This is a genomic window from Pseudomonas sp. FW300-N2F2 (assembly GCF_017351655.1).
GTDB classification, from domain to species: Bacteria; Pseudomonadota; Gammaproteobacteria; order Pseudomonadales; family Pseudomonadaceae; genus Aquipseudomonas; species Aquipseudomonas fluorescens_AA.
Genome location: NZ_JACNDQ010000002.1, coordinates 617,393 through 629,780, shown reverse-complemented (window position 1 = coordinate 629,780; position 12,388 = coordinate 617,393). Strand labels below are relative to the sequence as shown.

The 12,388-nt window shown below is 63.5% G+C and carries 10 protein-coding genes; all 10 read right to left on the bottom strand.

Annotated features, from left to right (window positions below; all coding sequences use genetic code 11):
• Positions 1-51: 51 nt before the first annotated feature.
• On the bottom strand, positions 52-1,557 hold the full coding sequence (gene purF / locus J4E63_RS17475) for an amidophosphoribosyltransferase (RefSeq protein ID WP_053123453.1): 1,506 nt from the start codon (positions 1,555-1,557) through the stop codon (positions 52-54).
• Between the two features lie 41 nt (positions 1,558-1,598).
• Positions 1,599-2,159 carry a CvpA family protein gene (locus J4E63_RS17470; protein WP_030142022.1) on the bottom strand — a complete coding sequence of 187 codons (561 nt, stop codon included), beginning with the start codon at positions 2,157-2,159 and terminating at the stop codon, positions 1,599-1,601.
• A gap of 89 nt (positions 2,160-2,248) precedes the next feature.
• On the bottom strand, positions 2,249-2,920 hold the full coding sequence (locus tag J4E63_RS17465) for an SPOR domain-containing protein (protein ID WP_207282778.1): 672 nt from the start codon (positions 2,918-2,920) through the stop codon (positions 2,249-2,251).
• Entirely contained in the window at positions 2,904-4,211 is a 1,308-nt protein-coding gene (gene folC / locus J4E63_RS17460; protein WP_207282777.1) for a bifunctional tetrahydrofolate synthase/dihydrofolate synthase, read from the bottom strand. Before folC ends, J4E63_RS17465 begins: the two co-directional genes overlap by 17 nt.
• Positions 4,208-5,128, bottom strand: a complete 921-nt coding sequence (gene accD, locus J4E63_RS17455) for an acetyl-CoA carboxylase, carboxyltransferase subunit beta (RefSeq protein WP_072407026.1) — start codon at positions 5,126-5,128, stop codon at positions 4,208-4,210. Before accD ends, folC begins: the two co-directional genes overlap by 4 nt.
• Before the next feature lie 265 nt (positions 5,129-5,393).
• Positions 5,394-6,017, bottom strand: a complete 624-nt coding sequence (locus tag J4E63_RS17450) for a phosphoribosylanthranilate isomerase (RefSeq protein ID WP_207282776.1) — start codon at positions 6,015-6,017, stop codon at positions 5,394-5,396.
• Between the two features lie 63 nt (positions 6,018-6,080).
• Positions 6,081-6,905, bottom strand: coding sequence for a tRNA pseudouridine(38-40) synthase TruA (truA, locus tag J4E63_RS17445; protein ID WP_018610821.1), 825 nt, complete (start codon positions 6,903-6,905; stop codon positions 6,081-6,083).
• Between the two features lie 280 nt (positions 6,906-7,185).
• Positions 7,186-9,783 carry a FimV/HubP family polar landmark protein gene (locus J4E63_RS17440; RefSeq protein ID WP_207282775.1) on the bottom strand — a complete coding sequence of 866 codons (2,598 nt, stop codon included), beginning with the start codon at positions 9,781-9,783 and terminating at the stop codon, positions 7,186-7,188.
• Positions 9,784-9,993: 210 nt separating this feature from the next.
• On the bottom strand, positions 9,994-11,004 hold the full coding sequence (locus tag J4E63_RS17435) for an aspartate-semialdehyde dehydrogenase (RefSeq protein ID WP_060741442.1): 1,011 nt from the start codon (positions 11,002-11,004) through the stop codon (positions 9,994-9,996).
• A 253-nt stretch (positions 11,005-11,257) separates the two neighbouring features.
• Positions 11,258-12,370 (bottom strand): aspartate-semialdehyde dehydrogenase, encoded by a 1,113-nt coding sequence (gene asd, locus J4E63_RS17430; protein WP_024779161.1) that lies wholly within the window; start codon positions 12,368-12,370, stop codon positions 11,258-11,260.
• Between the last annotated feature and the right edge of the window lie 18 nt (positions 12,371-12,388).

Sequence of the window (12,388 nt, the reverse complement as noted above, 5' to 3'; positions counted from 1 at the left end):
CCACTCCTTAATCGGTTAAACGCAAACCGGCCCCTCGGGGCCGGTTCGTACTCAGTTGTTGTACAGATCGATGATCGCACTGACCGCCTGGGTCTTGGCCTTGGACGCATCGTTACGCGCGTTCTCGATCTTGTTCAAGTACGCATCGTCGATATCGCCGGTGACGTACTTGCCATCGAATACCGCACAATCGAACTGTTCGATCTTGATTTTGCCGCCGCCCACCGCTTCGATCAGGTCCGGCAGGTCCTGGTAGATCAGCCAGTCGGCGCCGATCAGGTCGGCCACGTCCTGGGTGGTGCGGTTATGAGCGATCAGCTCATGGGCACTCGGCATGTCGATGCCGTAGACGTTCGGGTAGCGCACGGCCGGGGCCGCGGAGCAGAAATACACGTTCTTGGCGCCGGCTTCACGGGCCATCTGGATGATCTGCTTGCAAGTGGTGCCACGGACGATGGAGTCGTCCACCAGCATCACGTTCTTGCCGCGGAATTCCAGTTCGATGGCGTTGAGCTTCTGGCGTACGGATTTTTTCCGTGCGGCCTGGCCCGGCATGATGAAGGTCCGGCCGATGTAGCGGTTCTTCACGAAGCCTTCGCGGAACTTGACGCCCAGGTGGTTCGCCAGCTCCAGGGCGGCGGTACGGCTGGTGTCCGGGATCGGGATGACCACGTCGATGTCGTGTTCCGGACGCTCGCGCAGGATCTTGTCGGCGAGTTTCTCGCCCATGCGCAGGCGCGCCTTGTAGACCGAGATACCGTCGATGATCGAGTCCGGACGCGCCAGGTAGACGTGTTCGAAGATGCACGGGGTCAGGGACGGGTTGGTCGCGCACTGACGGGTGTGCAGCTTGCCGTCTTCAGTGATGTAGACCGCTTCGCCCGGGGCCAGGTCGCGAATCAGGGTGAAGCCCAGCACGTCCAGGGACACGCTTTCGGAAGCGATCATGTACTCGACGCCTTCGTCGGTGTGACGCTGGCCGAACACGATCGGGCGGATGCCATGCGGGTCGCGGAAACCGACGATGCCGTAGCCGGTGATCATCGCCACCACCGCGTAGCCGCCCACGCAACGGTTGTGCACGTCGGTCACGGCGGCGAACACGTCTTCTTCGGTAGGCTGCAGCTTGCCGCGCTGGGCCAGCTCATGGGCAAACACGTTGAGCATCACTTCCGAGTCGGAACTGGTGTTGACGTGGCGCAAGTCAGATTCGTAGATCTCCTTGGCCAGTTGCTCGACGTTGGTCAGGTTGCCGTTGTGCGCCAGGGTGATGCCGTAAGGCGAGTTGACATAGAACGGCTGGGCTTCAGCCGACGTCGAGCTGCCCGCGGTCGGGTAGCGCACGTGGCCGATACCCATGTGACCGACCAGGCGCTGCATGTGACGTTGGTGGAACACGTCACGCACCAGGCCGTTGTCCTTGCGCAGGAATAACCGGCCGTCATGGCTGGTCACGATACCGGCAGCGTCCTGGCCGCGGTGCTGGAGCACGGTTAGCGCGTCATACAGCGCCTGATTGACGTTCGACTTACCGACGATACCGACGATGCCACACATGCGACGCAACCCCTACTTAATGGATCTGAACTGAACAACACTCACTGCGGCGTTTTGGCCGTCGGCAAGAGGTGTTCCTTGAACGGTATTTCAGCGGGTACGCTGATACCGCTGGCAAGCCACTGACTGCTCCAACCCAGGATCAGGTTTTTGGACCAGTCTGCGACCAATAGAAATTGTGGCACGAGCCGGGACTCCTGCCACCACGTATCCTGCTGCACCGGCCCCAGGCTCAAGAGCCCGACGGCCACGACCACCAGCAACGCGCCACGCGCCGCGCCAAAGGCCATGCCCAGGAACCGGTCCGTCCCGGAAAGCCCGGTGACGCGAATCAGTTCGCCGATCAGATAATTGATCATTGCGCCAACCAGCAAGGTGGCGATAAACAAGATGGCACAGCCCGCGATCACGCGGGCCGAGGGAGTTTCGATGTATCCGGCGAGGTACTGGGACAGCGAACCACCAAACATCCAGGCTACGACTCCCGCGATGATCCAGGTCAGCAGCGAGAGGGCTTCCTTGACGAAGCCGCGGCTCAGACTGATCAATGCGGAGATGGCGACGATCGCAACGATCGCCCAGTCAACCCAGGTAAATGGCACGGTGCAGCCTACAGACGGATAAGGCGGCGCATTTTAGCAGAGCCCAGGGCTGTCGGTAAGCTGCGTGACTCAAATCAGCTAAATCGCCGTCAACCACGCTCTGGCTGGAAGCGCACGACGAACCCCTTGAGGTTTTGCTGACGACCGAGCAGGTCGCGCAGGCGGTCGGCCTCGGCGCGCTCGATCAGCGGACCGACAAACACCCGATTCTTGCCATCGGCGGAACGGATGTAGGCGTTATAGCCTTGGCTGCGCAAGGTTTTCTGCAAGTTCTCGGCACTTTCGCGACTGGTCAGGCTGGCCAGTTGCACCGACCAACTGACCGACAGGCCATTGGCATCCACACGACTCTGGGTCGTGTCCGGCTTGGCCGGGGCGGCGGTGATCGGCTGGCTCGGGGCCGGCTTGATCGCCGGCGCCGCTGGAACAGGCACGGGTGCGACAGGCGGCTTGCTCGGTGCGGCGGGAGCCGGCGTAGCAGGCGCCGGTGCAATCGGCGTGGAGGGCGCAACAGGTTGCTCAGCCAGCTCCTCGTCGCTTGGCACCGGCTCCTGAGGCAACGCCTGGGGCTCGGGCACGGCCACCGGCTCGACCTGCACAGGCGGCACCGAAGGCGCCTGGGGCGCGGCTGGCGCGTCGACCGTGACCTGGCGCTGCTCGTCCTGGCGGGAAAACAGCATCGGCAGGAAAATCACCGCCAGGGCCACCAACACCAGGGCCCCGACCATGCGCTGCTTGTACGCTTTATCCAGCAATGCCATCTGCAGCTTCCTCCGTGGAGCGCCGGACCAACCATTGAAGGGCCTCGGCAACACAAAAAAATGATCCGAACAGCAGGATTTCATCATCGGCCGTCGCCAGGGCGCACTGCCCTTCCAGGGCGGCGGCCACACTGGCATAGGCTTGCACTGAAGCACCATGACGCTGCAAGGCCTCCTGCAGCTCAGCCGCCGTACGCGAGCGCGGCGAATCCAGTGGCGTTACCGCCCAGTGCTGGACACTATCATCCAACGCCTGGACAACGCCATCCAGATCCTTGTCGGCCAGCAGCCCGAACACCGCCAGACGCCGCCCCGCCACGGGCCGCCGCGCCAGGCGCTCGGCCAGGTACTGCGCCGCATGGGGGTTATGACCGACGTCCAGCAACAGGTTCAGGCGTTTGCCTTGCCAATCGAACTGACGGCGGTCGAGGCGCCCGACCACACGGGTCGCCTGCAACGCCTGGACGATTTGCCCGGCTTCCCAGGGCAAGCCCAGCAACAAGTAGGCCTGGAGCGCCAGCGCAGCGTTTTCCATCGGCAGGTCCAGCAGCGGCAGGTCGCGCAACTCCACCGGATTGCCGCGCAGGTCGCTGCCGCGCCATTGCCAATGCTGCTCGGTCATCGCCAGGTCGAAATCCCGACCCCGCAGAAAGAACGGGCAGCTCAGTTCGCGAACCTTGTCCAGCAATGGCTGGGGAGGATTGAGATCGCCACACAGCGCAGGCGCGCCCTGGCGGAAGATGCCGGCCTTCTCGAAGGCCACGGATTCACGGGTATCGCCCAGGTAATCGGCATGGTCCACGCCAATGCTGGTGACCAGTGCAATGTCGGCGTCCACCAGGTTGACCGTATCCAGCCGCCCGCCCAGGCCGACTTCCAGCACGACCGCATCGAGACCGGCACGGGCAAACAACCAGAACGCCGCGAGGGTGCCCATCTCGAAATACGTGAGGGTTGTATCGCCTCGCCCGGCTTCCACCGCGGCAAAGGCTTCGCACAGCTGGGCGTCAGTGGCTTCGACGCCGTTCACTTGCACCCGCTCGTTGTAGCGCAGCAGGTGCGGCGAGCTGTAGACACCGACGCTCAGCCCCTGGGCCCGCAGCAGCGAGGCCAGGAAGGCGCAGGTCGAACCTTTGCCATTGGTGCCGGTGACAGTGATGACCCGGGGCGCCGGCCTGGCCAGTCCCATGCGGGACGCTACCGTTTGCGAGCGCTCCAGCCCCATGTCGATGGCCGATGGATGCAACTGCTCGAGGTAGGCAAGCCAGTCGCCCAGGGTGCGTTGGGTCATAGCCCGGCAGGCACTGGCGGAACCACGATCGGCTCGACCGGTGCGGCGACGAATGTCGGCGTCGGCAGGCCCATCAGTTGCGCCAGCAGATTGCCCAGGCGCGGACGCAGCTCCTGGCGATGGATGATCATGTCGATGGCGCCGTGCTCCAGCAGGAACTCGCTGCGCTGGAAGCCTTCCGGCAGTTTTTCACGCACGGTCTGCTCGATCACACGCGGGCCGGCGAAGCCAATCAGGGCTTTCGGCTCGCCGACGATCACGTCGCCCAGCATGGCCAGACTCGCGGAAACACCGCCGTAGACCGGGTCGGTCAGCACCGAGATGAACGGAATGCCTTCTTCGCGCAGACGCGCCAGCACCGCGGAGGTCTTGGCCATTTGCATCAGGGAGATCAGCGCTTCCTGCATCCGCGCACCGCCGGAAGCGGCGAAGCAGATCATCGGGCAACGGTTTTCCAGGGCATGGTTGGCGGCGCGAACGAAACGCTCACCGACGATGGCGCCCATGGAACCGCCCATGAAGGAGAATTCGAAGGCCGAGACCACCACTGGCATGCCCAGCAAGGTGCCGCTCATGGACACCAGGGCGTCTTTTTCACCGGTCTGCTTCTGGGCAGCGGTCAGGCGATCCTTGTATTTCTTGCCGTCGCGGAATTTCAGGCGGTCCACCGGCTCCAGGTCGGCACCCAGCTCCACGCGGCCTTCTGCGTCCAGGAAAATATCGATACGGGCACGCGCGCCGATGCGCATGTGGTGGTTGCACTTGGGGCAAACGTCCAGGGTCTTTTCCAGCTCGGGACGGTACAGCACCGCCTCGCAGGATGGACATTTGTGCCACAGACCTTCAGGCACCGAGCTTTTCTTCACCTCGGAACGCATGATCGAAGGGATCAGTTTGTCTACCAACCAGTTGCTCATGCTTTCTTTCTCCAGTACCGGCGGCCCGAACGCTCTGGTTCGCGGCCCCGCGTATGCCCTTGAGCTAAATTCATTGTGCGGCGAGGGTCGAACGGCCACCACGGTCAGCGCGAAACATGACCTGCGTGCAGCCCAATCCCCTCAGCCATCCCGGCAACCGCTGCACTGCGGTTACCCCTACGCTATCGGCCCACCCGGAGGCGGTGCCTGCCTGCTTTGTACAGTGCAGGTATGGACGGCGGCAGTCTGCCAGCCGTCACATTGACTACTGGCTGTTGCGAACAGCAGCCATGAACGCACGAATCTTTGCCGGGTCCTTGATGCCCTTGCCCTGCTCCACCCCGCCGCTCACATCCACCGCGTAGGGGCGAACCTGGCGAATGGCCGCGGCGACGTTCTCCGCCGTCAGGCCACCGGCCAGGATGATCGGCTTGCTCAGGCCTTGTGGCACCAGCGACCAGTCGAATGCTTCGCCAGTACCGCCGGGCACGCCTTCCACATAGGTGTCCAGCAAGATACCGCTGGCACCGGCAAAGGCTTCGCAACCGGCGGCGATGTCGTCACCGGCCTTGACCCGCAACGCCTTGATGTACGGACGATGCCAGCCTTCGCAATCGGCCGGGGTCTCGTCGCCATGGAACTGCAACAAGCCCAGCGGCACCGCATCGAGGATCTCGCCCAGCTCGCAACGACTGGCATTGACGAACAGCCCTACGGGTGTCACGAACGGCGGCAAGGCCTGAACGATCGCCCGCGCCTGCTGCACCGTCACCGCCCGCGGGCTCTTGGCGTAGAACACCAGCCCGATGGCATCGGCCCCGGCCTCGACCGCCGCCAACGCGTCCTCGACGCGGGTGATCCCGCAAATCTTGCTGCGAACGACGGGCATGGTGGCTAAAACCTCAGGCAAATCCGTGAAAGTCCCGGATGGTAACAAATGCTGCGGAGGGCGTCAGCCGTCGAGTTCCGAGAAGCCAGTGAGGAAATGTGGCCCGATGTAACGCTCCGGCAGTTCGAATTCATCGCGATATTCGACCTGTACCAGGTACAGGCCAAACGGATGCGCCGTGACACCACCGGAACGGCGGACGCGACTGTCGAGCACTTCCTTTATCCACTCCACCGGCCGCTCGCCGGCGCCAATGGTCATCAGCACCCCGGCAATGTTGCGCACCATGTGATGCAGGAAGGCGCTCGCGCGGATGTCGAGCACGATCATCTTGCCGTGACGGGTCACGCGCAGGTGATGCAGCTCCTTGATCGGCGACTTGGCCTGGCACTGGCCCGCACGGAAAGCGCTGAAATCGTGGACGCCGACCAGGTATTGCGCGGCCTCGGCCATGCGCTCGACGTCCAGCGGGCGGTGGTTCCAAGTGATTTCTTCGTTCAGGTGCGCCGGACGGATCTGATCGTTGTAGATCACGTAGCGATAACGCCGGGCGATGGCCTTGAAGCGGGCATGGAAATGCGCCGGCATCACCTTGGCCCAACTGACGCTGACGTCATGGGGCAAGTTGATGTTGGCGCCCATGACCCAGGCTTTCATCGAGCGTTCGACCTGGGTGTCGAAATGCACCACCTGGCCGCAGGCATGCACGCCGGCGTCGGTCCGGCCGGCGCAATGCAGCGACACGGGCGAGTCGGCGACTTTGGACAGTGCGTTTTCGAGGGTTTCCTGCACCGTCAATACACCGGACGCCTGGCGCTGCCAGCCACGGTAGCGCGAGCCTTTGTATTCAACGCCCAAGGCGATCCGGAAAAAGCCGTCGGCCGCCATTTCGGCGGCCGGGTTGTCTATGTTTGCCAAGGAATTACAGCCTGCTGAGTACGCAAAGGCGGGCATTATAAGGCCGGCGGGGCGGGATGCCAGTGTAACCGGTGGTCCTGGGCTGGATCGATTGGCGCTATCGCGAGCAAGCTCGGCTCCCACAAGGGGTAGCACCCAGATCCCCGTGGGAGCCGAGCTTGCTCGCGATGAGGCCAGCCCAGACACCATAACGCCCGCTGCAAACAAAAACGGCAGCCTCACCGGCTGCCGTTTTTGTCTAACTGCTGACTTACACCAAACGCGACAACATCTCCTGCGCTTCGCTCTTCTGAGTCGCATCGCCTTCGCTGAGGACTTCGCCGAGGATGTCGCGAGCGCCATCGTGGTCGCCCATGTCGATGTAGGCCTGGGCCAGATCGAGTTTGGTCGCCACCTCGTCGGTACCGCTGAGGAAGTCGAAGTCCGGCTCGTCTTCAGCACCAACCAGGGCATCGTCAGCGGTGAAGGTCGGCTGGGCCAAGCTGTCGGACAGGCGATCCAGTTCGGCGTTCACATCGTCCAGCTCGGATTCAAAGGCATCCTTTGGCCGGTCATGGGCATCCATCTCGTCGGCAAGGGACAGGTCAAAATCTGCCGGCAGTTCGAGATCGTCGGCCGGCGTATCGTCCAGGGCCGGCGTTTCGGTTGCTGGAAGGTCCAGCCCCTTGAGATCATCACCCAGGTCCAGCAGGAAATCTTCATCATCGAGCGCTGCGACCGGGGTCGGCGCGTCGGCACCCAGGTCCAGGTCGAATTCCGACAGGTCGTCCAAGCTCTCGTTGGCTTCAGTCTGCTGCTTGAGCACCGACTCGAAACTCAGATCGTCGTCTTCCGGGAATGCGTCCAGCTCGGCGACAGGCTCCGGCGCTGGCGCGACCGGAGCTTCCAGGTCATCCAGGCTCAGGTCGAAGGCGCTGTCCAGCTCCTCGTCGGTGGGCGACTTGTCTTCCAACAGGTCCTTGACGTACTGCGCGTCCAGCTCTGCAGCCACTGCCGCCGCGGCCAGACCGGCGGCGGTAGCGACCACCATGGCCGGGAAACGGCTTTTCAGCTGTTCGACCTGGGCGAAGTTGTCACCATTGGCCACCAGTTGGCGTTCCTGGGCGACAAAGGCGTCGCGGTCGCCCTGCTGACCGTAAACTTCCATCAATTTCAGGCGCAGGTCGCTGCGCTGGGGTTCGGCCTTGATGCCCTGCTCGAGCAGGTCAGCAGCCTGGTTCAAGCGACCGCGGTCCATATGGGACTGGGCCTGGGGCAGCACGTCGTCGGAGCGATCAGCGGCCGGAGCCACCAATGGCGCGGCGATAGGCGGCGTGACCACCACAGGCGCGACCACCGGGGCCGGCTTGGGTGCTGGCGCTGGGGCCGGCTCGGGTTTTGGCTCAAGCTTTACGCTAGGCGGTGGAACATCAATGCCCTCGAAGCTGCTCGGGGGCAGATCGAGCTCCGGGGAGAAGTCAGCCTCCTCCTCGAGGGCCCGGGCCATGCGCAAGTGCTTTTCCGCTTCCTGCTGGGCCTTGCGGCGACGGGCGAGCAACAACAGCAGCAACAGCAAAAGCAGCGCGCCGCCGCCAATCAACCCCAGCAGGATCGGATTGGTCAGCAGGTCGTTGTATTTTTGCTCGTTGGACGCGACAGGCGTCGGCTCGACCGGTGTGGCAGGTGGCGTCGCTTCCGGGGTCGCTTCTGGCGCAGGAGCAGGTGCAGTCGTCGGGGCCTGTGCCGCTGGCGCAGGGGTCAGCTCTGCGGACATCGCCGCAGGCGCCTCGCCAGCAGGCGGAACCGCGGCACCTTCGGCCTGCATCTTGGCCAGTTGATTGTTCTTCAGCTCGATCAGGCGCTGCAGTTTGTCCAGTTGGCTCTGCAGATCCGCCATGCGGCTTTTCAGTTCTTCGTTATCCCGGCGAGCCGAATCGAGGCTTTCCTGGGTAACCGCAAGCTTGTTGTTCAGCGCCTGGGCATCGCCAGCAGCGCCCTTGCCCTTGCCACCCGCTTTCGCCGAATCGGCCGACACCAGGCTCAAGTTGTCGCGACCGGCGGCCTGTGCCGGTGCGCCTTCGCCACGGCCACGCTTGGTGGCATCCAGTTGCTGCTTGCCAGCACCCGCCACGCCACGACGCCCCGAGCGCCAGGCGGCGTTCTGCGCAGCCACTTCGGCGATGGCCTGGGGCTGCGGCAACGCCGTGCTTTGCACGGGGTCCGGCAGGCGCAACACCTGGCCGGTCTTGAGCAGGTTGATGTTGCCGTTGATAAACGCGTTCGGGTTCAACGCCTGGATCGCCAGCATGGTTTGCTGGACCGACCCGCCGTTGCGCACCTTGGCGGCGATTTCCCACAGGGTATCGCGCGGCGTGGTGGTGTATTGGGAAGGCTTGGTGGCCCCGGTGACCGGCGTGGCCACGACCTGGGGCGGTTTCGCCCGGGCCGCGTCGGCGGCCTGCGGCGAGAATTTGGAGGGGTCGAGCAATACGCTGTAGTCGCGCAGCAGACGGCCGTTGGGCCACATCACCTGCACCAGGAACTTGACCATGGGCTCGGACAGCGGTCGGCTGGACGTGACCCGCAGGACACTCTTGCCGTTGGCGTTGATCACCGGGGTGAAGCTCAGGTCATTGAGAAAGGCCTGGCGGTCGACCCCGGCCTTGGCGAAATCGTCGGGCGAGGCCAGGCTCGGCACGACTTCGGCGGCGGTCAGTTGCTGGACGTCGAGCAACTCGATCTCGGCGACCAGGGGCTGGTTCGGCGTCGACTTCAGGGTCAGTTCCCCGAGCCCGAGCGCTTGCGCCATACCGGAGGACAGCGCCGAGGCGGCCGCTATTGCTAACACCAGTTTGCGAACTTGAACCATAGCCTCTTCCTTTGTTTGAACATTCCTCGGCCAGCGAGAAGGTATTGATGCCGCTGCCGTAAGGCATTGCGCGCAGCCCCTAAACGACGGTGCGCGCGATCATTTCACTCATGCCCCGGGAAAGTCCCCCAGAGGGATGTTCGCCTTCAGCACTCCGGCCAAGCATAGCGCCCAGCTAGAATCATTCGACAAATTGATGCCAAGTATCTTTTACAGCAAGTCTTTTATCAACAACTCAGCCACCTGCACGGCATTGAGCGCCGCGCCCTTGCGCACGTTATCTGACGTCAGCCACATATTCAGTTCCGTCGGATCGTCGATCCCACCGCGTACACGACCAACGTAGACCACATCCTGCCCCACCGCATCACCCACCGCAGTCGGGTAGTCGCCCGCCTCCACCAGCTCGATGCCGGGCGCCGCTTCCAGGGCCGCGTTGACCTTGGCCAGGTCGACGGCGTTCGCAGACTGCACGGTCACGCTAAAGCTATCGCCAAAAAACACCGGGGCTTGAATGCAAGTGACGGAAATCTTTAACAAAGGTTGATTCAGCACCTGGCGCAACTCACGAACCAGACGCTTTTCCAGCGACGTATGGCCCTGCTCGTCCGGAGCGCCGACCTGGGCCAGCAGGTTGAACGCCATCTGCCGGTCAAAGAACTTCGGCTCCAGCGGACGGGCGTTGAGCAGCTCGGCGGTCTGGCGCGCCAGCTCGCTCACGGCCACGCGGCCCTGGGCCGACACCGCGAGGCTGGCGGTCAGGCTGATGCGCTGCAGATCGAGGCACTCGCGCAGTGGCGCCAGCACGACCGCCAGGGCCGTGGCCGATGCGCTGGGGCTGCTGACCTGCAACGGCTTGCCCAAGCCGGCCAGGACCTGGGCGTTGGCTTCCGGCACGATCTGCGGCGCCTGCTCGGGCGGCAAGGCCCCGGACAGGTCGATCAGCGCACAGCCAGCCGCCGTGGCCCGCGGGGCGAAACTCAGGGTCACCGCCGGGCCGGCGGCGAAGAACACCAGTTGGACTTTGCTGAAATCGAACTCGTCGACCTCACGCACCCGCACGTTTTTGCCGCGAAACATCACCGAGCTGCCTGCCGATTCGCTGCTGGCCAGCAGGTGCAGGTTGCCAACCGGGAAGTCCCGCTCTTCGAGAATCTGGACGAGGGTTTCGCCGACAGTACCGGTGGCGCCGATCACGGCAATATCAAAGGACTGGCTCATGGGTCTACCTCAGGTAAAACGTGGGGAGCGGCACTTTACCGGGTGGTGGGTATGCAGGCAATTGGCTGGGGGACTTGCAGTGCCTGGACTGGCCTCATCGCGAGCAAGCTCGCTCCCACAGGTTTTACAATCACTGAAGATCCCATGTGGGAGCGAGCTTGCTCGCGATGAGGCCAGCCCTGACACACAACTGTCGCCCAATAAAAAACCCGCGCCTCTCACAAGGCACGGGTTCTTTCACAGCAGCAATCGATCAACGCTCGAGCAGGATCCGCAGCATGCGGCGCAGCGGTTCGGCCGCGCCCCACAGCAGTTGGTCGCCAACGGTGAAGGCACCGACGAACTGCGACCCCATGTTCAATTTGCGCAGACGGCCCACCGGTACATTCAGGGTACCGGTGACCTTGGTCGGGCTCAGCTCCTGCATGCTGGTTTCGCGATTGTTCGGCACCAGCTTGACCCAAGGGTTGTGCTGGCTGATCAGCCCTTCGATGTCGGCGATCGGCACGTCTTTGTTCAGCTTGATGGTCAGCGCCTGGCTGTGGCAGCGCATGGCGCCGATGCGCACGCAGATGCCATCCACCGGGATCGGGCTCTTGAAGCGACCGAGGATCTTGTTGGTTTCGGCCTGGGCCTTCCACTCTTCCCGGCTCTGGCCGTTGGGCAGTTCCTTGTCGATCCAGGGGATCAGGCTGCCGGCCAGCGGTACGCCAAAGTTCTCGGTCGGATAGGCATCGCTGCGCATCGCCTCGGCGACCTTGCGGTCGATGTCGAGAATGGCACTGGCCGGGTTGGCCAGGTCATCGGCGACGGCGGCGTGAGTAGCACCCATCTGCTTGATCAGCTCACGCATGTTCTGCGCGCCGGCACCGGACGCGGCCTGGTAGGTCATGGCGCTCATCCACTCCACCAGACCGGCTTCGAACAGGCCGCCCAGGCCCATCAGCATCAGGCTGACGGTGCAGTTGCCGCCGATGTAGTTCTTGGTGCCCGCGTCCAGCTGCTGGTCGATGACCTTGCGGTTGACCGGGTCGAGGATGATCACCGCGTCGTCCTGCATACGCAGGCTGGAGGCGGCGTCGATCCAGTAACCCTGCCAGCCGGCTTCACGCAGCTTGGGGAACACTTCGCTGGTGTAGTCGCCACCCTGGCAAGTCAGGATCACGTCGAGGGTCTTGAGCTCTTCGATGCTGTAGGCATCCTTGAGCGCACCGGTGTCCTTGCCCACGGACGGGCCCTGGCCACCGACATTGGAAGTGGTGAAAAACACCGGCTCAATGAGATCGAAATCCTGCTCTTCCAGCATTCGCTGCATGAGCACGGAACCGACCATGCCGCGCCAACCGATCAGACCTACACGTTTCATCGCAACTACACCTATACA